The sequence below is a fragment of the Limnoraphis robusta BA-68 BA1 genome (genome assembly GCF_034932365.1).
Taxonomy (GTDB): Bacteria; Cyanobacteriota; Cyanobacteriia; order Cyanobacteriales; family Microcoleaceae; genus Capilliphycus; species Capilliphycus robustus.
On record NZ_JAYGHR010000077.1, the window covers coordinates 20,369 to 42,852 of the forward strand.

The 22,484-nt window shown below is 40.2% G+C and carries 16 protein-coding genes; 5 read left to right on the forward strand and 11 right to left on the reverse strand.

Annotated elements, in window-relative coordinates; translation table 11 throughout:
• Positions 1-82 precede the first annotated feature (82 nt).
• From VB836_RS22400 to VB836_RS22420, 5 genes are all read right to left on the reverse strand, one after another.
• Positions 83-3,121 carry an S-layer family protein gene (locus VB836_RS22400; RefSeq protein WP_323222683.1) on the reverse strand — a complete coding sequence of 1,013 codons (3,039 nt, stop codon included), beginning with the start codon at positions 3,119-3,121 and terminating at the stop codon, positions 83-85.
• A gap of 253 nt (positions 3,122-3,374) precedes the next feature.
• The gene (locus tag VB836_RS22405; protein ID WP_323222685.1) at positions 3,375-4,112 is read right to left on the reverse strand and encodes a hypothetical protein; all 738 of its coding nucleotides are present in this window, start codon (positions 4,110-4,112) and stop codon (positions 3,375-3,377) included.
• A 297-nt stretch (positions 4,113-4,409) separates the two neighbouring features.
• Positions 4,410-4,604, reverse strand: coding sequence for a hypothetical protein (locus VB836_RS22410; protein ID WP_323222687.1), 195 nt, complete (start codon positions 4,602-4,604; stop codon positions 4,410-4,412).
• Between the two features lie 69 nt (positions 4,605-4,673).
• The gene (locus VB836_RS22415; protein WP_323222689.1) at positions 4,674-4,880 is read right to left on the reverse strand and encodes a hypothetical protein; all 207 of its coding nucleotides are present in this window, start codon (positions 4,878-4,880) and stop codon (positions 4,674-4,676) included.
• 274 nt (positions 4,881-5,154) lie between these two features.
• Positions 5,155-6,876 carry a choice-of-anchor Q domain-containing protein gene (locus VB836_RS22420; protein WP_323222691.1) on the reverse strand — a complete coding sequence of 574 codons (1,722 nt, stop codon included), beginning with the start codon at positions 6,874-6,876 and terminating at the stop codon, positions 5,155-5,157.
• A gap of 287 nt (positions 6,877-7,163) precedes the next feature.
• Here VB836_RS22420 and VB836_RS22425 point away from each other — a divergent pair, with 287 nt between their 5' ends.
• The 4 genes from VB836_RS22425 to VB836_RS22440 are packed head-to-tail and all read left to right on the forward strand — an operon-like array spanning position 7,164 to position 11,899.
• Positions 7,164-7,838, forward strand: a complete 675-nt coding sequence (locus VB836_RS22425; protein ID WP_323222693.1) for a hypothetical protein — start codon at positions 7,164-7,166, stop codon at positions 7,836-7,838.
• A 38-nt stretch (positions 7,839-7,876) separates the two neighbouring features.
• On the forward strand, positions 7,877-8,809 hold the full coding sequence (locus VB836_RS22430; protein WP_323222695.1) for a DUF1822 family protein: 933 nt from the start codon (positions 7,877-7,879) through the stop codon (positions 8,807-8,809).
• Positions 8,810-8,833: 24 nt separating this feature from the next.
• On the forward strand, positions 8,834-11,152 hold the full coding sequence (locus VB836_RS22435; RefSeq protein WP_323222698.1) for a CHASE2 domain-containing protein: 2,319 nt from the start codon (positions 8,834-8,836) through the stop codon (positions 11,150-11,152).
• A 6-nt stretch (positions 11,153-11,158) separates the two neighbouring features.
• Complete coding sequence (locus VB836_RS22440) at positions 11,159-11,899, forward strand: DUF928 domain-containing protein (RefSeq protein WP_323222700.1); 741 nt, start codon at positions 11,159-11,161, stop codon at positions 11,897-11,899.
• 30 nt (positions 11,900-11,929) lie between these two features.
• Here the strand turns inward: VB836_RS22440 and trpB are convergent, their stop codons facing one another.
• The 5 genes from trpB to VB836_RS22465 form a co-directional block, all read right to left on the reverse strand.
• Entirely contained in the window at positions 11,930-13,174 is a 1,245-nt protein-coding gene (trpB, locus tag VB836_RS22445; protein ID WP_046280807.1) for a tryptophan synthase subunit beta, read from the reverse strand.
• Between the two features lie 157 nt (positions 13,175-13,331).
• The gene (locus VB836_RS22450; protein WP_323222702.1) at positions 13,332-14,660 is read right to left on the reverse strand and encodes a TRAP transporter large permease; all 1,329 of its coding nucleotides are present in this window, start codon (positions 14,658-14,660) and stop codon (positions 13,332-13,334) included.
• 108 nt (positions 14,661-14,768) lie between these two features.
• Positions 14,769-15,329 carry a TRAP transporter small permease subunit gene (locus tag VB836_RS22455; RefSeq protein ID WP_046280805.1) on the reverse strand — a complete coding sequence of 187 codons (561 nt, stop codon included), beginning with the start codon at positions 15,327-15,329 and terminating at the stop codon, positions 14,769-14,771.
• Between the two features lie 133 nt (positions 15,330-15,462).
• The gene (gene egtD / locus VB836_RS22460) at positions 15,463-16,509 is read right to left on the reverse strand and encodes an L-histidine N(alpha)-methyltransferase (RefSeq protein ID WP_323222704.1); all 1,047 of its coding nucleotides are present in this window, start codon (positions 16,507-16,509) and stop codon (positions 15,463-15,465) included.
• A gap of 99 nt (positions 16,510-16,608) precedes the next feature.
• Positions 16,609-18,891: an alginate lyase family protein gene (locus VB836_RS22465; RefSeq protein ID WP_323222706.1), complete on the reverse strand. Its 2,283-nt coding sequence runs from the start codon at positions 18,889-18,891 to the stop codon at positions 16,609-16,611.
• 438 nt (positions 18,892-19,329) lie between these two features.
• Here VB836_RS22465 and VB836_RS22470 point away from each other — a divergent pair, with 438 nt between their 5' ends.
• Complete coding sequence (locus VB836_RS22470; RefSeq protein WP_046280802.1) at positions 19,330-20,568, forward strand: class I SAM-dependent methyltransferase; 1,239 nt, start codon at positions 19,330-19,332, stop codon at positions 20,566-20,568.
• Between the two features lie 325 nt (positions 20,569-20,893).
• On the opposite strand, the gene VB836_RS22475 is transcribed toward VB836_RS22470, so the two are convergent.
• Entirely contained in the window at positions 20,894-22,399 is a 1,506-nt protein-coding gene (locus VB836_RS22475) for a cryptochrome/photolyase family protein (protein ID WP_323222709.1), read from the reverse strand.
• Positions 22,400-22,484: the final 85 nt, after the last annotated feature.

Consider the following 22,484-nt stretch of genomic DNA (forward strand, 5'->3'; position numbering starts at 1 on the left):
TTTCAGATGAAATACTTAAATGTTTGCGATATAGGATTGGCGGAGAAGCTGGGGAAGTGGTTGGCTTTTGTCTTTGAAAAGTTTAAGGTTGACATTGAATTGTCGGTTGTCGCTGACGTTGAACTCCGGTTCGAGTCGGGTCATAACTCACAAGAATTACCTCTCCTTTCTGATTGCGTATCCATCCTCTAGCAGGGAGAATATCTGCACTCGAAACCTGATCAGATTTTCTAGAGTCATTTCTGGAAATTCTATTTCTTTGAGAGGGTGAATGATTGCGGCGAGACTCAATATCTGGAGGCAATTCTATTAAAGGAACTAACGTTTCTTCACTGCGTAAACTTTCTTGCGGACTGGGAGGTAAACCGCCTCGACCTGTATTCACAAATGAACTATATTGACCTTTTTTACAGGCATCTTGAGCAATTAATGCAGCCGGATCAACAACCGTTTGAGGGAGTTCTACTAATCCTTGAGCGGGGTCAATTTCGCTATTTAATTCAACCGTTCCGCTAAATTCTGCACCCAGTTCAGAGGTTGCAGTAATATCACTGGCTGAGGTTTGTTGAGTACGGAATTGAGTTCCAAAAACGGCATCTGCATTAATAATCACTTGACCCCCTAACCCCGCTTGAGCATTGGCAGAAATATCGCTATTTTCAATTGCAACTAACTGATTACTATTAATCGTAATATTTCCACCCGTGCCTGTTTCTAAGGAATTTGTGGTAATTTGACTGCCTCGACGCAGTTGAATATCGGGCGAATTTATGGTAAGATTTCCTTGATTTCCCAGACGGGTTTCAGCTCTCAGACTAGCGTTATTCAAACGAATAGAATTCGCTTCAATATTTAAACTTCCTGCTTCTCCTGTTCCCGTCGCACTCACGTTAACTTCTCCATCATTTGCAACGGTTAAATTAGGCGTAAAAAGGCTTATATTCCCCGCATTTCCCGTTCCTTCTGCTAAGGTAAATAAACGACTATTTTCAACATTCGAGCCAATCGTATCAGTTCCCGTAATTTCTACAGATTCAGAAGCATTTACTGTTAATGTTCCGCCCGAACCCCGTTCATTATTAATAGCATTTTCTTCGACAAGAGAACCCGCCCCAATTTGTCCTCCATCCCGAATAATTAATCGATTAACATTTAAGTTAACATTACTTCCGCCACCCGTCCCAAAATTATCCGCAGAGATTCTCGCCCCATTTTCAACAATTAATTCAGGGGTATTTATAATTAATTCTCCAGCATCAGCAGTGGTAATAAACGGTTGTCCTGACTCATCTAGAATTAAATTCCCCTCATTATCACGCGCCGGCGGTTCAGCCGAAACAAAAATCCCACTTCTTTGGTCTTGCTGCGGTTCTGGTACAGATGTAGTTCCGCTTAAAATAACGGAATTCACAGCATTAATCGTCACATTTCCACCTTGACCTCCATTTCTAGCAGTGCTGGATATCTGCGCCCCATCTAGTACAGAAAGTTGTCCAGTTTCGATAATTAAGTTTCCAGCATCACCTGTCGCTCCTGGTTCAACTTTAGTAAACAATCCACTTGGAAATGTATTTTCTGATGTGATTTGACTACCCTGCAATACAACAGAATCAGAGGCTCTTATGATTAAATCTCCAGCCTGACCGGAATCAAAGGTAGAAGCTGATATTTGCGCTCCATTTCTAACAATCAACCTTTCAGTATTCAGAGTAATTGTTCCTCCTGTACCTTCATCAAAAGCTTGAGCCACCAACGCTGTAGGACTGGAACCCTCTGTTCTTGTCTCTATCAGTTCTACTGAGTCGCTAGCATTTATTATTAAATCTGCTCCTTGACCTGTGCTAGAAGTAACCACAGAAACTTGCGCTCCATCCCGAATAATTAACTGTTTCGTGTCAATTGAGAGGGTTCTTCCTTCGCCTGTAGCTTCTGCTTCAACTTCTGCAAATAAACCACTTGGTAACTCATCTGTTGTGGTTCCTACTAATTCTACTGATTCAGTTGCACTAACTTCTAAATTTCCGGGTTGACCTTGACCTCGACCAACAGTTATGACAAATGCACCATTTTGGATAGTTAATCTTCCGGTTTCAAGTATTAAATTACCTGCGGCACCTGTTCCTTCACTATAGGTCGCTAGTTCGGTTGCATCTCCACTCATATTTAAAGATTCAGAAGCAATAACAATTACATTTTCTCCGGGTTCTGCACCAAACGTATTGGAAACAATAACAGAATCACCTGTGAGATTTACTTGTCTTCCCTGAATTTGAATTCCTCCTCCTCGTTCACCACTTGTATCTATTAAAGCTCGGTTAGATAGACTAATATTTTGAAAATTCTGCACGCCGTCGTAATTTAAAGTAAATCCTTCTGGTACGGTTGTAAGGCTAACAAAGCTATTTCCGGCGACACTACCTAATTCAATTCGTCCTCCTGTTGTTGTCAGAATTCCACCTTCTAGATTAACTTCTCCTCCAATAAGAGCCAAAGTTTTTTCAGGTGGAACTTGCAAACCGATAGGTGTCTTAAATTCAACTCCTGTTTCATCAACTTCTACAACAGAAGCAAAAGAACGGTTAACAATTTGACCTGGATTTTCTCGAAACCCTAAACCAACAGGAATATTAATGATTAATAGCGGTGGAGTATTGGGATTAGTTGCTCTAAATTCACTTCCATTAGCGAAAATGATACTATCTGCACTTGTCGCAAAAAACGAACCTCCAATATCAAGGGAAGCATTTTCACCAAAGATAATTCCATTGGGATTAATTAGAAATAGATTAGAAATTCCATTCGCTCTCAAAACGCCATTAATTTCTGAAATGGAACCCCCTGTAACGCGAGAGAAAATATTCTGAACCTCAACAGCGTTATTAAAAAAAGCAGTTTCCCCCGTCTGGACAGAAAACCGCTCAAAACTATGAAAAAGATTGTTCCCGTTTCTTGTTCCTCCATCAATTTGTGTGACATTACCTTGGGGAGTAACGATAGAGTTTTGGGGTAGGGTGTTATCTGGGACAATTTGTGCATCTGCGGGGAAAGGAGTAAACAGAATACTGAGAAGACTTCCTCCGATAAACCCGATACACGACAATTGAATGAGGTTGTTCAACATGATTTCGATGCACTGCGACAGGTGAGCGGGTAAGAGAGCAGACAACTCTGTTATGAAGGTTTTTACCCAAAAAGTCAACCCTGTTTGAAACGGATGTTGAAGAAGATGGATTAACTTGGAGATTTTGGAGTTAATGGTTGAGGAAATGGATATGGAAACGAATGAGTTAACAATGCTTCTGTCTGCTTTCCAAAGCGTTAACGGAAGAAAAATTAATTTCATCCGTTTCCCCGCATCCTGAATTCAAGAAAATTTATGATTTACGATTCAACTTACGCTGAAGTCCCCAACCTGCACCTACAACTCCTAGAATGAGTAAAGAGTTTGAAATGTCAGATTCAGGAACAGATACTTCAACGACTTCTATCTCCGAATTTTCTAAATTTTGTTGTAATAGCCTCTCAATCAATGATGGCTGTCTGAAAAGAGTGAAGATATCTTTTAAGGAATTAACTGGATCGAGTTCCTTTGGTATTTCAGCTAAAGGTATCGCAAAGTCTACCAGAGTAACACCTCCTGAACCTGGTGGAATAAATTCGTTCCTGCCCGTCTTGGGATTAATAAAACTATATTCAATGAAAAGACTACTTTCTGAACTACTTTCTCTCCTGCCTGTCTGAGAATTAATAACACTATATTCAGTCAATCCCCATTCTTGTCTTATCCTTGCTCTCAAATCCAAAACATCAAATGAATCAGATTCTAGTATCTCAGGGGTTTCTTCAGGAGAAGTACAACATTCTGTTACTGTATAATTAAAATTCTGAATAGCTCCCTTAAAAATACCCCAGTCTTGGCGGTTCGGTTGACTATCAAATATTTCTTCACCTTCAGGCGTTTCGGTAAATAAGCTGAATTCATAATTACTATCGAATCCACGGAAACTATTTATAGACCATCTACCCCCTCTTGCCTCTGCTGACTCTACAATAGTTCCGAAAACAGCCCCCACCGTTAACGCTGTAACGGTCATTAACTTGATCATTTTCATTTGCACTAATCTCCAGATGATGTAAATAACTGTAAGCTTTGATTGAATTTTTATTTCTGAACAGAGTTTGAATACTTAGACAATCAATTCAATCTTAGATCGGGGTTAACCTACAGAGTGTTAGAAGTTTAATGTGTTCATACTATACTAACCTGTTCGTAACAAGTCAACATCCTTTACCCAATCTTTAAAATATAAAGAAATGTTCTTTACATAAAGGGAATGTTTGTAAAGTTGACTCCTGGGGAATGGTCTATCGGTCTTGATTTCAGCCATTTTTTACCTCATCTAACCCTCTCAATCGTCTACATCCAATGGAATCACTAAAAACTTTTTGATGTTATTTCCCGCCAGCGTTTCTAGTAAATCTTCTACATTACACCAACCGTAAACTGTTTGAGACTCAGCATTAATGATCCGCACAAACTGATCAGACGATAAATACTGATTCGCAAGTTCAGCAGGTAAAATTGAGGGAGTTTTTTTGGACATAATAGACCTCAACAGGGAGAATAATCGTAATCAAACGATTCTCGGAATAAACGCAAAAAAAGATGAATATTAGTCAATCACCCAAAAGCCATTATCTCGCCAATATTGCTCTTTGATTGCTTGTTGTAAGTCCTCCTCTCCAATTAATCTTTGTGTTACCAGTAGTTCCCCTAATTTCTGAGAAGATGAAGACTGAAACGTTAGGGCTTGTTCTAACTGAGAGAAAGAAATCAACTTTTTCCGAACCAATATTTGTCCTAACTTCACTTGAGTCATTCCTCCATGAAATTAGCTGTCAGTGCGCGAGCCTTGTCAACTGTGTTCTACATATGTTTCTGAACTTGTTTTACTTTTTTTCGTAAATTCGATCTTTTTTTAGAAAAATTCCAAAAAATATAGCGATCGCGTATTTTATTAGAAAAATGCGATCGCTCATATCAGTTCAAAAATCAATTGAGTAACTTCTTTAAGAATTGTTCGCTTTACAAAGAAGCCACATCATCCCACCAAAGATCGTAGGTATTACCAGAATCAGAATAAGGGTAGACTTCTAGATAAAATAGCGGATGAAATCATGGGAACCATCGAAGTTCGTATCCATAAACGCTTCAAAACCCCGTCGCACGGCGAGGTTATCGCCACCATTCCCGTCCCAATTCCCGACTAAATATTCATCTTCGTTGTTGACTCTGCCGTACTGTTGCAACACATCATGGGAACCATCGAAGTTCGTATCCATGAACACTTGATTACCCCGTCGCACGGCGAGGTTATCGTCACCATCCCCGTCCCAATCTCCGACTAAATATTCATCTTCGTTGTTGCCAGTGCCGTACTGTTGCAACACATCATAGGAACCATCGAAGTTCGTATCCATGAACACTTGATTACCCCGTCGCACGGCGAGGTTATCGCGACCATCCCCGTCCCAATCTCCGACTAAATATTCATCTTCGTTGTTGCCTCTGCCGTATTCTTGAATAATGTCGGGGATTCCATCGCGGGTGTAATCCATGAATACCCGAAACTCATCTCGAATTGCGAGATCATCTATGCCATCACCATTCCAATCACCGATTAAATATTGGTCAATCTCAGACTCAGCAGGCACAGGAATAGTATCAAGTAGACTAAATTCAACGGCACCAATATCGGGGTTACTTCCAAAAGGTCGGGAAACGCCCCGTTGATCTGTCAACTCAGAACTACTCGCCGCATCGATGGCAGGACTACCAGAAACCAGAGCATGAGTCTCGGTAAAACCCCCGTTATTTGCTAATACGGGATCGATAACCGAGTCAATCGGTACAGTTAACTGTTCACTGCTGTTAAACCCTGTGCTACCTCCTAAATTACCAATCAGGTTGTTGCCATTGCTGTTAAAACTGCCTTCAACATCGTTGGAAACAGCATCGGTTTTATTGCCAGCAACTATTGTATTGTTGACAGTAACGACACCAGAGTTGCTTTGAATGCCTCCAGCGATAAAAGTAGATGTATTGCTGTCAGGGTTAAGTACAATCTCGTTATTGGTAACTGTACTGTTACTAATGGTCAAAGTACCATCCAAAGAATTAAAAATTCCTGCCCCTCCAAATCCAATTTCTGCGGCGTCAATTGTATTGCCGCTAATCGTGCTATTCCTGATCTCCAAGATGCCGCCACTATTAATAATACCACCACCATTTTTTCCGGAACTATTGTTACTAATAGTGCTTCTTTCAATCTCCAGGGTAGCCTCACTAAAGTTGGCGATACCGGCTGCTCCTCCAACTGCTCCTCTAAATAATCCGTTACTGTTTTCTTTTACAACGCTGTCAGATATTTTTAGAAATCCTATATTACCTATGCCAGTACCTCGAGAACCACCTTGATTATTGGTGACGATAACATCAAACAATTCGAGTCTCTCATAATTGAGAATGCCGGCACCAGAAGTCAAAGTCCGGGGTAAATGACCATCAGAAATAGTTAAACCATTAATCTCAACGGGAATGGAGGTACTATTATCACTATCATCAATTAGGAAAACACGGGAATTATTATTACCACTGATAGTTAGGTTTTCCGCACCCAAAGCGTTGATAGTGAGAGGTTTATTAATGTTCAGTTGTCCTTCAGTGAGGGTGATAGTGCCACCTATAAGGCTGGAGTCAAAGTTGATCACATCCCCAGGACTAGCATTTGCTATTGCCTCTCGTAAAGATAGATCTCCAACACTGAGATCGCCATCATTCTCGTCTACAAGGGTATCTACAAAAATTATTGACATTTTCAAACCTCCTGCAATAATTTATTCTGAAGTTGAGTTATGTCTGGGTTTCTGAACTTGCTCTACTTTTTTTCGGAAATTCAAGATCTTTTTTGAAAAAAATTTTGTTTTGTGTCGCTGAAAATTGCTTATAACTCTGTCTAGATAAGCGTTAGAGAACATTCACAACACCTCAATAAACAACTCTTTTGTCTAAAACTTTGTAACAAAAACTGAGTCGTCCGAAAAAACGACCTCCGACAGCAGAAACTATACAGAGAGTCCTAAACAAGGGATGGGAAGTATCTATGCACCAGGGGAAAAGTCCAATTGATTCTCAGTTCAACCAACTCGCAAGGGAGGCTCAACAGCATCCGAAAGGAAGCTACGAGCGCCGACGAGGGTTGAATATATTGATGGATAAAATTTTAAAATCGGATCGTTTGATACGTCCGAAAAAAGGCTCATTTCCTTTTCCAGTAAGTATTTATGAGGATTTGTACAATGAAGCTAAAAGTATAATGATGATGGAAATTTGTCAAAATATTGATAAGTACAATCCCGAACAAGATGTGATGGCTTGGTGTAATTTTCTCTTGGATAAACGATTTATTGATTGTTTCAATCAATATACCCGTCGAGGTCTAACTTATTTACCTAAAGGTGAGAAAAATGAAGATGTTGCTTCTTTACCTAATTTAGAAGACTTAGATAGTTTTAGGCTACCTGCCGAACAAATTTCTGAATCTCAAGAACTTCAAAATTTAATTGAAGAAAATCCAGATAATATCTTTACCAAAGAGTATATTAAAGGACAGCCGAAAGCGACGTTTCAATTTTTGGCGATCGCTAAAATTTGGCAAGATCGCAAATGGAAAGATATTTCAGCCGAATTAAATGTGCCTGTTTCTTCGTTGTGTGAGTTTTATAAAAAGCGGTTAAAGGAATTCACACCCTATTTCCGAGAATACTTACAAAATTAGTTCGATTTCGTTAAACTAAGTATATTGAGGTATTTAAAATGAAAACTAACAATCTTATGGAATCTTTAACGTTTACTGTTCCTCTTTCGATCAAAACTCATCAAAAGGCGGATGAGTTTCGCCATAAACAACTTGATACTAAACACGCTAAACAAGTTTATCTGAATACTTTAAGCGTGTATGCGGTGGAGTTTTATTTGAAATGTATGGGATTTGAACCGGATTGGAAATCGAGTGAGAGTTTCGATCCAATGATGCAAAAATTTAGCGATGTAGCCGATTTGAATGTGCAGCATTTGGGTAAGTTTGAATGTCGTCCGGTTCTTCCTTCTCAACAAATTGTTTCTATTCCGCTTGAGTCTATGAATCACCGCAGAGGTTATTTTGCGGTACAACTCAATAAGGCTTTAACTGAAGCCAATATTTTGGGTTTTATCAAACAGGTTTCTACTGAAGAAGTTCCTTTGAATCAGTTAAAATCTCTGGATTTTTTTCTCAAATATGCGAGTCAAATCGAAAATGCGGTTAAACTTAACCAATGGCTACAGAATACTTTCGAGGGGAGTTGGGAAACCCTAGAAACTTTTTTTTCTCCTCCGAAACTGGCGTTCCGAAGTAGAAATATAACTTCCGATTCTCTAATACCTGTAAATTCTGATTTGGGAGTTGAACGAATTAAAAAGTTTAGTTTAGAACCAACGGCTGAACAGGTTGGCTTATTGGTTCGTTTGCAACCGAGAACAGACTTAGAAATGGGTATTGAGGTTGAGTTGTATCCCGCTAATAATCAAGTTTATTTACCTCAAAATCTACAACTGATGTTACTCGATGAAAATGGAGAAACTGTCATGCAAGCCGAAGCCAGGAGTACGAAGAATATTCAATTAAAATTTAGTGGGGAATCTGGAGAAATTTTTAGTGTTAAAGTGGCTTTAGGAGATTTGAGTATCGTCGAAACCTTTGTGATCTAAAATTGGAGTTAGGATGAGTAACCCATGATGGAACAGCAAGTTGTCCTAAAATTAGAGGGAAATTTGGAAAGGGGGGTAAGAGTAACCCTGGAAATTTGGTTAGCAAACCAACGAGAACTAGAAATGACAGGCGGTTTACCTCCCAATCTTCAACTCGCAACTTGCTTACAAAATCATTGGGAAAAGTATCGTTTAATTGGTGCGCCTTACCGGATAAAAGTTGAAGGTATTGTTTATGATGGTAGTATTAATCGAGTTGAGGCTTGTAAAGACTCAGCGAAAGAACTGAGTAGTTGTTTTTTAGCGTGGCTAGATGCTTCAGAGTTTCAAAAAATTGATCGAAAATTACGAGATTGGTTCAGTCTCAATCAAACGCTTCGAGTGTTAATTCGCACTTGTGATCCTCAACTTCAAAAACTACCCTGGCATCTTTGGGATTGGGTGGAATCTCGTCTGGCTGAAGTTGCCTTTAGCACTCCAGAATATCATAACATTTCCTCTGAATCTTCGCCTAATATTCAGGTGAAAATTTTAGCAATTCTGGGACACAGTGAAGGGATCAATATTGAACAGGATCGCCAACTTCTTGAGAGTTTACCGAATGTAAATCTTGTATTTTTAGTTGAACCGAAACGTCGAGAAATCAATGAGCAACTCTGGGAAAAAACTTGGGATATTCTGTTTTTTGCGGGACACAGTGAAACCAAAGGTGAGCAAGGAACAATTTACATTAATTCTCAAGAGAGTTTAACCCTGAGTGAGCTTAAATATGGTTTAAAACAAACAGTTCAATCGGGGTTAAAACTAGCAATTTTTAATTCATGCGATGGATTAGGATTAGCTAAAGAACTCAGTGATTTGCATATTCCTCGAATGATTGTCATGCGAGAAATTGTTCCCGATCAAGTGGCTCAAACCTTTCTGAAGTATTTTCTGACTGCTTTTTCAAGCGGAAAATCTTTTGCTTTTGCAGTGCGGAAAGCACGGGAACGTTTACATGATGAATTAGAAAAAGAACTTCCCTGTGCGAGTTGGCTGCCTGTTATTTTTCAGCATCCCACAGCGCGATCGCTGACTTGGGAACAGTTGTGTCAACCGCCTAATAAACCTCAGTCTAAACCCCAAAAAACTCCTTTATTTCGATGGAATGATTGGCAAAAAATATTGACGATAAGTGTCGTTATAACAAGCTTAGTAATGGGTGTGCGATCGCTCGGAATACTACAAACTTGGGAACTGAAAGCAATAGATGCGTTAATTCGGTTAAAACCCGATGAACCACCTGATCCTCGGATTTTAATTATAACCGTAACAGAGAAAGATATTCAAGCTCAAAATCCCAATGAATTACGAGGTTCTTTATCGGATACAGCACTGAAACAGTTATTAGAAAAACTCAATCAATATCAACCGAGAGTGATTGGTTTGGATATTTATCGTCCTTTTCCCGTTCAAAAAAATAAGCAAAAATTAGCCAATCTCTTAAAACAAGATGAAAAATTAATTGTTGTTTGTGAAGTTGGCGACGGTGAAAATAATCCTTCTATTCCTCCTCCCGATCAAGTTCCGCTTCAACAAGTAGGGTTTAGTGATGTACCTATTGATCCGGATGGAATTGTTCGGCGTCAGCTTTTGGGAATGACTCCAAACTCTAAATGTAATACAGAAAAATCCTTTAGTTATAAGGTTGCTTATCGTTATCTCAAGGCTGAAGGAATTGAATTTAATCGCACTTCACCGAATACTTTTAAAATCGGTTCAGTTGAGTTTAAAAAGCTTGAACCTGCAACGGGAGGTTATCATCAATTAGATGCAATGGGATATCAAATTATGCTCAATTATCGATCTTCTGAAGCTCCCGCTCAAACCGTTACATTAAGTGATATTCTCAGCGATCGCTTTGATCCAAGGTGGATTCAAGATAGAATTGTTTTGATTGGTACAACGGCTCAGAGTATCGATGATGGTTTTCTCACGCCTTATAGTGCGGGTTATTCACCGATTAAATATACTCCGGGAGTCTTTATTCAAGCTCAAATGATCAGTCAAATTCTCAGTGCAGTTCAAGATAATCGACCCTTGCTTTGGGTGTTACCCAAGTGGGGAGAAGTTCTCTTGATTTTCGGATGTGCTGTGATTGGAGAAATCCTCTTTATTTTTTATTTTTATCGCCAAAAACCTACAATAATATTGTATCTTATTATTGGTAGTGTGAGTCTAATTTTTATCGGTGGTATTGGCTATATTACTTTAACAAAAGGAGGTTGGATACCGATTGTTCCCTCTGGGTTGGCATTGATACTCACTGGTGTTATAAAAGTTGCTTTTCCTAAGACTATATAATGAAAAATGACTCAGATAAAGCTATACTTCACAACCCTCTTATTTTTCCTAAGTTTTACAGGAAAAATTAGTTATGGAATTGATGAGCCTTCAAAAGCTAGCTCATTTTTTCAGCTAGCCAGCAACAACTTCGATTTTGATGGAGATGGCAGACCGGGTAATCGTAAAGGGGGAGCAAGTCGCGGAAATTGCCCTGCAACTCAGCCCCCTCTAACCGCTTTAATCCCTCAAACAAACCTGGGTTTGACGACAAAAGAATATCCAACATTTTGGTTTTATATTCCTTATCATTCTACCGAAATTCGTCAAGCTGAATTGATGCTTTTAGATGAAAATCAAAGTCCGGTTCTCGAAAAACCGATTTTAGTTCAACTATCAAAAACACCGGGAATTATTAGTGTTAAACTTCCCTCAACCGCAAAACCCCTAGAACTTGAACGGGAGTATCGTTGGTTTTTTGAACTGGTTTGTGATTCGGAAAATCCATCAAACAATCACAGCGTTCATGGCTGGATCAAACGAGTTCAAGGGAGTCAAGAATTGAACAGTCAGTTAGGAAATAATCAAACCGAAAAAAGTTATCTTGTTTATGCAGAAAACGGTATTTGGTATGATGCTTTAACGAGTCTTATTCAGGGAATGAGCGCTAACCCGTCTGATTCGACTTTAACCAATGATTGGTCTAACTTCCTCAAATCAGTAGAATTAGAAGAATTCATTCCAATTCCCATCATTGACTGCTGCTGACTCGCGAACCGAGTGAAAATCAACAGGTTTTTAAGCAGGGTCGAGAAACTTAGCGACTGTTTGCACATCTTTATCACCCCGTCCCGAACAGTTTAAAATAATCCGAGGACTGCCTTCTAATTGCGGACAAAGGGTTTCTAAATAAGCAATCGCATGGGCAGTTTCCAACGCCGGAATGATTCCTTCTAACTTCGATAACCGTTGAAACGCATCTAAGGCTTCTTGGTCAGTAACACTATAATATTCTGCCCGTTGGCTATCTTTTAAATAACTATGTTCAGGCCCAACGCCGGGATAGTCCAAACCCGCACTAATTGAATGGGCTTCGATTACCTGTCCGTCATCATCTTGTAATAGATAACTCATCGCCCCATGCAACACCCCAACTCGTCCTTTGGTGAGGGTGGCGGCGTGTTTCCCCGTCTCAATCCCTGAACCTGCCGCCTCGACGCCAATGAACCGCACAGAGGATTCATTGACAAACTCGTGAAACAGTCCCATCGCGTTAGAACCACCCCCCACACAAGCCAATAAAATATCAGGTAAACCGCCCCATTTTTCTAAACATTGGGCGCGAGTTTCTACACCAATAACTCCATGAAAGTCTCGCACCATCATCGGGTAGGGATGGGGGCCTGCGACGGAACCGAGAATGTAGTGCGTCGTTTCTACATTTGTTACCCAGTCTCGAATCGCCTCACTGGTGGCATCTTTCAGGGTTCCGGTTCCCGCTTCAACGGGTTTGACTTCTGCCCCCAACAGCCGCATTCTAAAGACGTTTAGGGCTTGTCTTTCCATATCATGGACGCCCATATAAATCACGCATTGCAAGCCAAACCGCGCACAAACGGTTGCTGTAGCGACGCCATGTTGACCTGCGCCCGTTTCTGCAATAATTCGCTGTTTGCCCATTTTAAGGGCTAATAACGCTTGAGCCAAGGCATTATTAATCTTGTGGGCGCCGGTGTGGTTGAGGTCTTCGCGTTTGAGGTAAATTTGCGCTCCCGTACCATCCGGTTTGGCGTAATATTGGGTTAAACGTTCAGCAAAATACAACGGACTCGGACGACCCACATAATCGCGCAAAAGTTGTTGTAATTCCTGTTGAAATTCCGGGTCGTGGCGGTATTGTTTGAAGGCGGTTTCTAATTCCGCTAAAGCTGGCATTAAAGTTTCTGGAACATATTTGCCTCCAAACTGGCCGAAGCGTCCCTGGTCGTCGGGGCGTTGGGTAGAAGTGGGTTGAGAATCCGGGCGGAGGGGTGTTGTAGTCACTGGCTCAAAACGTTAACTGAACGATTGTTTATTATTATATAAGTTTGGGGTCTGGGTTGAATTAATTTTATATTTTATTCGATTCTTGGCGATCGCACTCCGTTTTTTCAGTTTACAGTTTTGTTGGGGTAATTCATCAATTACCCTGACCCGTCACTTAAGTTGCTGCCAACGAGGGTAAAAAGCTAACAATTTGCGGAAATACAATAATCAAGACTAACACCATTAATTGTAGCAGAATAAAGGGAATTGCGCCTAGATAAATATCTTCGGTTGTGACTTCGGGCGGTGCAACACCTCGTAGATAAAATAACGCGAAGCCAAAAGGAGGCGTCAGAAATGAGGTTTGAATATTAGCCCCAAGTACCACACCAAACCAAACTAAATCCATCCCAAAACTTTGGGCAATGGGAACGAGTAACGGCACGACAATAAAAACAATCTCAAAAAAGTCAATAAAAAATCCCAGAATAAAGATTAATAACATTGTAATGACTAAAAAGCCGATAGCCCCTCCCGGTGTATTAGAAAGGGAATCTCGGACTAATTGTTCACCGCCGAGTCCGCGAAACACTAAACTAAATGCCCTCGAACCAATTAAAATAAACATCACCATGCAAGTGGTTCGCAAAGTGGCATCACAAACTTGGCTGATATTTTCCCAATTCAGTCGGCGGTTTGCTGCGGCTAAAATCATCGTCCCGACACAACCCACAGCACCCGCTTCTGTTGGAGTCGCTATCCCAAAAAAGATAGTTCCTAAAATTAAGGTTATCAGTAAGATTGGTGGAATTAAAACTTTAATAATTTTGCCTCCGAGTCCCGGTGCATCTAGGACTTCTTGCGGTAACGCTGGGGCAATATCAGGGCGTAAAAAGGCTACAATTAATACATGAATTAAAAAGGCTCCCGTCATTAATAAACCCGGAATCACTGACCCAATAAATAAGTCACCGACTGAAACCCCGAGTTGATCGCCTAAGACCACTAAAACCACACTAGGTGGAATAATTTGTCCGAGGGTTCCTGATGCGACAATCACTCCAGTAGCCAGCTTTTTATTGTAGTTATATCGCAGCATTGTCGGCAAAGAAATTAATCCCATTGCAATCACCGTTGCCGCGACAACACCTGTTGTAGCCGCAAGTAATGCCCCAACAATGATCACCGCAACGGCTAACCCACCCCGCACCCGTCCGAATAAAATTCCCATCGTTTCTAAGAGGTCTTCAGCAATGCCAGATTTTTCTAACATTGACCCCAAAAAGATAAAATAGGGAATGGCAAGTAGGGTAAAATTATTCATAGTACCGAAAATTTGTTGGGGCATTGCTGACCACAAAATCGGGTCAAATATTCCCAACGCCATACCAATAAACGTAAAAAAGAGGGCAACTCCTCCCAGTGAAAAGGCAACGGGATAGCCAATTGCAAGAAAGACTAACACCGCCCCAAACATTAACAGACTTAACAGATCTGGATTCATAGCATTCGACAAGATTTAAACAGATTTCAATTCAAAAGACTTGAAATTATGATCAAACTAGAGGAAGTTTATGTCATCAAATTACTCAATACAATTCTGGGATTTCAGCTATTCCAAAGATCGGCGACTGGGATCTTCAATTTCCGGCGTGAGAATCCCTTTAAAAATGGCAAAGTTTTTAATCGCCTCAGAAATTCCTTGCAAAATTAACAACAAGAAACTGACAATAATTAAGCTTTTAATTGGATAACGAGGTAAACCACCCGGATCAGGTGAAGTTTCTAAAATTGCCCAAGAATTGCTAACAGCCCCCCAAGAATAGAAGATCACCATCACACAAAAGGGAATCAGGAAAAATACACTTCCAAATAAATCAACTAAAGCTTTTTGTTTGGTATTAAGGCGACTTTGAATCACATCAACTCGGACGTGTTCATTGTGCTTTAACGTGTAAGCCGCACCTAACAAAAAGATCACATCAAAAATATACCATTGCGTTTCAAGGAGGACGTTTGAACTGAGATTTTGCCCGACTGTCCGCCCTACATAACGACCGACAACATTCCACGTTCCTACAGCAATCATCAGCAGGGCAAACCAATAAACAAAACGACCAATCGATTCATTAAACTGGTCAATTAATCTAGAAATCTGCAATAGAACTTGCACAATCAACTCCCATTTGTAATCAATGTAACAGATAGACTCTTGTTTATCTTATATCATTAAAATTAGAGTGCATCAAACAGATTACTCTCTTTCTGGTCAAAAAATGAGGTCATTTGATGCACCCTACAGGCAGTTAACTGTTAGCTTCCAACTGACACAGCAACACCGCAAACCAGGGGTGAGAATCCGTCCAAACCTGTAGCGAGATTAAACCTTTAGATTTCAGGTAAGCTTGCATTTTTTCTAAGTTAAACTTGCGGGAAATTTCAGTGTGAACCGTTTCTCCGGCGGCAAAATTCACCGTTAAGTCTAGACTCCGCAACTGAACGGTTTGCGATCGCAAACTTCTCAAGTGCATTTCGATCTGATGCTCTTGTTGATTGTAAAAAGCCCAATGTTCAAACTGTTGTAAATTAAAATTACCTTCAAAACGGCGATTAAGATGTTGCAGCATATTCAAATTAAACGCCGCAGTTACTCCTTGAGCATCATTATAAGCCGCTTCTAAAATCTTAGGAGGTTTTTGCAAATCAATTCCCAAAAGAAAATACTCTCCGGGTTGTAATGCGGTTGTAATTTGAGCAAAAAATTGATCAGATTCCGCCGGACTGAGATTTCCCAACGTACTCCCCAAAAAACCAATCATCCGGGTTGGTAATGGGGGAGATTTTAGTTGTTGAAGCGCGAGTTCATAGGTACTAACCAAACCATGAACCTGCAAAGAAGGATAATCTCCTAACAATTCATAGGCACTTTTTTCCAACATTCCCCCGCTAATATCAATCGGTAAATAGCGTAAAGGATAATTGAGCTTTTGGTAAGCATCTAGCAGAATTCGCGTTTTTGTCGAACTCCCACTTCCCAACTCAACCAATTCACAAGGGCCTGTCAAATGAGCGATTTCTGAAGCACAATTTCTCAAGATAGCAGTTTCTGTGCGAGTCGGATAATATTCCGGTAACTCACAAATTTCCTCAAACAATACCGAACCGCGATCATCATAAAAATACTTGGGAGAGAGAGTTTTTGGGCTTTGAGTTAACCCGTGAATTACATCCGTCGCTTGAAGAATATCCGACTCCAGAGAAGCCGTCTCACTGACAAGATTTTCGATCCACAGCCGTTTTTTCAGAAGTGAACAATCACTCTCTTTAGAAGTTGATGGGTTTGAAATTTGCATTGCAACTTAGCTAGACGCAGCAATTGAGACCAACGCCGACTTGCCCAGTCATTTTCAGGGTTGACGGACAAATTTAAGACGATCTCGTTTATTATTGTCTCATAAGTTGGTAAGCTTCCGCAGAACAGCAAGCGAACTGGAAGAGATTTCTTCGACTTGATCGGATATGATAGAACCACAAGCAACTAAAGGAGCTTGTCCCTCACGGAAAACCGCACAGTCCCCGACAAGCATCACACCTGGACTGACTTCTAAAGGTAGATTTTTGTTGAAGTTAACTGCAATTGTAGCAGGACTGCGATCGCCTATTTTGACTGATAAAATAATCGCATCAGAAAAAGATGACAGTAAATTCACGGTAACTGTAGGAACCCGATCTTTTGCAGGAACCAAAACCCAAGCAAAGCAGGTTGAAGCTTGAATTTGAGTTGAATAAATCGCAGTTGGATTGGGTTGTTTATGGTTGTATTCTCGACTCCACCAACCTTGAACCGGATTTTCTTGACCTTGAATTAAATTAACCATCCAACCCACCGGAGAAGCCGGAATTATTTTCAGATTTCCTAATCCCGCATCCACTGAACCGACAGAATCTCCTTCTACAACGACGGTACAATCTGGATGAAAATGCCATAAAGTCTCCAGTTTACGCGGACAATTTGTAATAATTTGATCGACAACGATCCAGTATTGATCATGCAGATAGACAACCGATCTTGTGTGAATCGCCGTTCCTGAAACCCTTTGAAAACCCTGATCAAACTGACCCCGAGCATAGTCTAATTCTGATGAGATACTATAGTTAATATTCTCAACAAGCGGACGACGAGCTTCTCGGATATCCATCTTCTGTCCGCCTCCATCAACCAAAATTACATTATGACTCGCTGACCCTCGAAAATAACGCCAGTAAGGACTACGAACATAACTATATCGACCACTATCGACTAATAAATCTCGTCCATAAGCCGCGATAGAAAGATGCAATTTATCGTTATGAATGTGATAGTTAATTCCCATTGGCCCGATGTCAAAAAATGCCCAATGAGCCTGGGTATCCCAACCATTTCGCATGATCATTTGACCCGCCCAAGGAAACAGGACTGATGGCTCTCCTATTGGCTTCAGACCCAGCTTTCCATTTGTGGTAATATAAGTCCAGTCAGGACGATCATAGGTGATGGCTGCTTCCTGCACAGGCCGTTGATTCTCATCTCGATCTGAATCATTATTCAAAACACCACTGCCATCGGGACGCATGGAATAAGCCAGATAATTCCACATCTGTTCTAAGCGTTTTTTAAAAGGCAGAGGAACGAACTGATCAGCTTGATTTAATAACCTCGCAAAACTTTGAAAATCATTCATGGTGACTCGATGATAATGACTGGTTAGTTCTTTGTGAACACCATCGGGATACACCTGAATATCTATTTCTTTGATAAAACGATTTTTCGCATATTTCAACCATTCTTTAGCCTGTTTAAATTCCGGCCAGTAAAGAGATATTGTCGCTAAACCATTCATTTCTCGACACAGCCAGTTCGCTCCCCAACTATGAAGATGTCGCAGATAATAGCCATGATTCGGAATACTAGATAGCATGAGAATACGAGCCACATCCGAAAATTCTTGGACGGGTTGCAAATGATAAAAAATTGACGACCAATGAATCATTCGCCAAGCAACTTCTAAGCCTCGCCACTGCGCCCAGGTGGAAGGATTTGTTAAGGATGGACTCGAAAGAATCCAATCAATAATTTGATGGTTTAAGTAGCCAATATAATAGGGTTTTCCGGTATGTTGATAAGCCATCAACAAGTCAATAAAATGATAGTGACGATTGAGAAAAAAAGCCCACTGTTCATCATTGTTTTCTCCTTTGTATGACCAATCTAAATGATGGTTAGCTAACCGAGGAACTTGGCTACTTGCTAATTGAAAGGTGAAAATATCTTTTAGTAATAAATCAGCCTCAGAATCATTGACTGAATTCGGTTGAACTGCTAGCTGATGATGCCATTGAGTCGGATGATCGTTTCGGTAATATTCAAGTAACGCTTTACAGGCGCCTAACCAATTGCCTTTGGAGACTTCTATTTTAGTAATTTTTAAGCCTTCTATTTCTAAGTTGAGATTGGAAAATAGATTTTTAATTCGCTGCGGATATCGCTGACACAGATCTTCAAGTGACATGAGACTCCAATCAACGTGATATTCTCCTTGACTTAATCTTTGGGGAGTATTGATTGAGATCAGCCAAATTGTATTAAAAGGATAAATCAATCCTTTTTTGATTTTAATGCCTGCTTTTTTCAGATTGATTTTTAATTTTTGAATCCCATCATAAAAAAGATCGATGTTCAACGCTTTATCAATCATGGTGTACCTGTTTTTCAAACCGAGAGGTGATATTTAGGCGAATCGAATTTTTTTGATTTTATTGAAAAGCCAAATTCTGTTCCTGCACCGAAGGAACATACCAATTTTTTTTGTTTTATATCAAAAAATTAATAGGGCAGGATGAGAAGATAATTTTTGAGATTCTCTCCTCTGTCACCCTGAAAGCTTCTCTAGCTAGCTAGTACAACCCAACTCTAGGATTCCCTGTGAAAAACTAGAAATTGATGATCGCGATAATATACCCAATATATCAAAGATTATAAAATTAACAAATCTGAAGATTTAGACAACATAGCGATATCCAGACTCTCCAACCCCCAATCGAATATAATGTGGTAGATTAATAGCATTCCTTGAGCGGGTTGTAATTTTGGTTCAATATCAAGTCCCTAACACTCATCTCAAATCTTTCGTCTAATGACCCTTCAACCTCCAACTGACTGCGACGATCAAAACTTGATTCTGCGTGAGTTGATCACTCAGCAAATTACCGCTAGCCCAAATCAGCGCATTTCCTTTGCCGATTATATGAATGGGGTTCTTTATCATCCCCAACAGGGATATTACGCAACTCCTCACACTCGCATCGGTGCAGAAGGCGATTTTTTTACCGCCCCTCATTTGGGCGCTGACTTCGGAGAATTACTCGCTGAACAGTTAGTGGAGATGTGGGAGATTTTACATCAACCTCAGCCGTTTACCCTCGTGGAAATGGGCGCCGGACAAGGGATTCTCGCGGCGGATATCCTACAATACATTCAGCGACAGTATCCGCACTGCTTCGAGGTTATCGATTATATAATTATCGAAAAATCACCCGCCCTCAAAGCCGAACAACAACAAAAACTCCAAAACACAATCGGTTCTGCTGTCTCTGTGCGTTGGTGTGAATGGCCGGAGATTCCTGATGATTCAATTACAGGCTGTTTCTTCTCTAACGAACTCGTGGACGCTCTCCCGGTTCATCAAGTGATTGTTCGCGATCGCCAACTCCGAGAACTCTATGTATCGTTAAATTCCCTAAATTCCCATAGAGAGGGCGAGTATAGCAGTAATGCTTATTTTACCGAAATTGAGGGTGAGTTGTCAACCCCCCAACTTTTAAGCTATTTTTCCCCGCTAAAAATAGACCTATTATCCAATATTTATCCCGAAGGTTATCGCACTGAAATCAACCTAGCTGCTATCGATTGGATAACAACAATTGCCAAAAAATTAAATCAAGGATTTGTATTAACCATTGATTACGGCTACTCTGCCGAGCGCTATTATACCCCAACTCGTTCAAGCGGAACCTTGCAATGCTATTATCAACACCGTCATCATAACAATCCTTACATTTATATTGGCAAACAAGATATAACCGCTCACGTAGATTTTACCGCCTTAGAAAAACAAGGAGAACTATTAGAATTAGAAATCATCGGCTTCACTCAACAAGCCCTATTTTTAATGGCATTAGGACTCGGCGATCGCATAGCAGCAAATTCCCAAACTCCAGGACAAAATTTATCCGAAGTGTTACGAAGACGTGACTCCTTACATTCTCTGATTAACCCAATGGGTTTAGGGGGGTTTGGAGTTTTAATTCAAGGGAAAAGGTTAACAGCCTCAAAGCCAATTCAGCTTAAAGGTTTAACCATTCCCCAATTTTAATCGGAAGAAAAAAAGAACACCAAGACACAGAGACACCAAGAGAAAACTTTCGTGTCTTTGTGTCTTCGTGGTAAATTTCCCCCTCAACAAAATGTTCTCGATAATAGAGACATAAGAAACAACACCAAGAGCAAATCTTTGTGTTTTTGTGTCTTCGTGGTGAATTTCCTCCTCAACAAAATGTTCTCGATAATAGAGACATAAGAAACAACACCAAGAGCAAATCTTTGTGTCTGTGTGTCTTCGTGGTGAATTTCCTCCTCAACAAAATGTTCTCGATAATAGAGACATAAGAAACAACACCCAGAATAAATTTTTTCTATTTTTAAAATTGACTTCGTAAATTTTCAGCCTGTTGATGAATCATTTGGCGTTCATTTTCAGAGATTTTATCCAGATGAGAAAGAACTAAATTCATTCGTCCTTGAGACTTGAGTTTTTCCCGATGTCTATCGAGAAAATCCCAGTAAAAAACATTAAAGGGACAAGCTTTTTCTCCCGTGCGAATACGGGGGTTATAAATACAAGTTTTGCAGTAATCGCTCATTTTATTGATATAATTTGCTGAAGCTGCATAGGGTTTAGAAGCGAGAATTCCGCCATCGGCAAATAATCCCATACCAATTACGTTTGTTTGCATCACCCAGTCATAGGCATCAATAAAAACTGCATGAAACCAGTTTTCAACTTCTTGGGGAGAAATTCCGGCAATTAACGCAAAATTACTTAAGATCATTAACCGTTGAATGTGATGAGCATATCCTGTCGTTTCTACTTGAGATAAGGCTTGATGTAAACAGTTCATATCGGTTTTTTCAGCATCCCAAAAAAACTCCGGTAAAGGTTGAGTGTGATTAAACCAATTGTGTTCGGAATAATCAGCATCCATGACTCGATAAATTCCGTGCATATATTCTCGCCAACCGAGAACCTGGCGAATAAATCCTTCTACACTATTAAGCGGTAAGTTATTTTGATAATAAGCTGTTTCTGCGGCTTGAATCACTTCAAAAGGATGCAGTAAACCTAGATTCAAATAAGGAGAGAGTAAAGCGTGCCATAACGTTTGTTCACCCGTGACCATCGCATCTTGATAGGAACCGAAAAAAGCCAGACGTTGTTCTATAAAATTTTGCAAGACTTCCAAGGCTTGTTGGCGAGTCACCGCCCAAGCAAAGGGTTCAATTTTTCCATATAATGGAAGTGAAAGTTGTTTAACTTGTTCAAGAGTTTCTTGGGTGATTTCATCCGGTTCAAACTCAAGGGGATGAGGAGGATTTAATTTTCCTTTGGGCGGTTTGCGATTTTCCTGATCAAAATTCCAACGATTTCCAATCGGCTGATCATCCGCCATCAAAATATTAAATCGTTTGCGTCCTTCTCGATAAAAATCCTCCATCAATAAACGTTTCCGACGCTTTGACCATTGCTGAAACTCGGGTTCACTCCACAGAAAATGGTTATTTTCCAGCCAATTCAGTTGACAAGGTAACTGTAAATTTTCGATCAATTGTTGGAAAGGTCTATCATTGGGAATCATGACTCTAAGTTGAGTAATTTGATGATCTTGAATCCATTTTTTCAGGGGAAATTCCACAGATTCCTCTGTAATAATATAAGTTACAGACCAGCCTGCCTCTCGCAACTCAGCCGCAAAATGTCGCATTGCTGACCACACCAACACCAGTTTTTGTCGATGATAAGGTCTAACTCTCACAAAGTCTAGAGATTCAATCAAAATAATCGGTGTATCCTGATGAGAATCACAACTTTTTAATGCAGCTTGTTGACTCCAAAGCTGATCTCCTAAAATCCAAATACCTACTGTCATTGAACTGATTTCCTGATTTAATTTTCAGAGCGGCGGTGTTGTCTTAATGTTTGAATCTCGAATCCGTTTAGTTTGATTAAAATCC

Bases quoted from the DNA above. Each gene is read 5' to 3' on its own strand.
- VB836_RS22400 (WP_323222683.1), bottom strand. From the start codon at position 3,121: ATGTTGAACAACCTCATTCAATTGTCGTGTATCGGGTTTATCGGAGGA.
- VB836_RS22405 (WP_323222685.1), bottom strand. From the start codon at position 4,112: ATGAAAATGATCAAGTTAATGACCGTTACAGCGTTAACGGTGGGGGCT.
- VB836_RS22410 (WP_323222687.1), bottom strand. From the start codon at position 4,604: ATGTCCAAAAAAACTCCCTCAATTTTACCTGCTGAACTTGCGAATCAG.
- VB836_RS22415 (WP_323222689.1), bottom strand. From the start codon at position 4,880: ATGACTCAAGTGAAGTTAGGACAAATATTGGTTCGGAAAAAGTTGATT.
- VB836_RS22420 (WP_323222691.1), bottom strand. From the start codon at position 6,876: ATGTCAATAATTTTTGTAGATACCCTTGTAGACGAGAATGATGGCGAT.
- VB836_RS22425 (WP_323222693.1), top strand. From the start codon at position 7,164: ATGCACCAGGGGAAAAGTCCAATTGATTCTCAGTTCAACCAACTCGCA.
- VB836_RS22430 (WP_323222695.1), top strand. From the start codon at position 7,877: ATGAAAACTAACAATCTTATGGAATCTTTAACGTTTACTGTTCCTCTT.
- VB836_RS22435 (WP_323222698.1), top strand. From the start codon at position 8,834: ATGATGGAACAGCAAGTTGTCCTAAAATTAGAGGGAAATTTGGAAAGG.
- VB836_RS22440 (WP_323222700.1), top strand. From the start codon at position 11,159: ATGACTCAGATAAAGCTATACTTCACAACCCTCTTATTTTTCCTAAGT.
- VB836_RS22450 (WP_323222702.1), bottom strand. From the start codon at position 14,660: ATGAATCCAGATCTGTTAAGTCTGTTAATGTTTGGGGCGGTGTTAGTC.
- egtD (WP_323222704.1), bottom strand. From the start codon at position 16,509: ATGCAAATTTCAAACCCATCAACTTCTAAAGAGAGTGATTGTTCACTT.
- VB836_RS22465 (WP_323222706.1), bottom strand. From the start codon at position 18,891: ATGATTGATAAAGCGTTGAACATCGATCTTTTTTATGATGGGATTCAA.
- VB836_RS22470 (WP_046280802.1), top strand. From the start codon at position 19,330: ATGACCCTTCAACCTCCAACTGACTGCGACGATCAAAACTTGATTCTG.
- VB836_RS22475 (WP_323222709.1), bottom strand. From the start codon at position 22,399: ATGACAGTAGGTATTTGGATTTTAGGAGATCAGCTTTGGAGTCAACAA.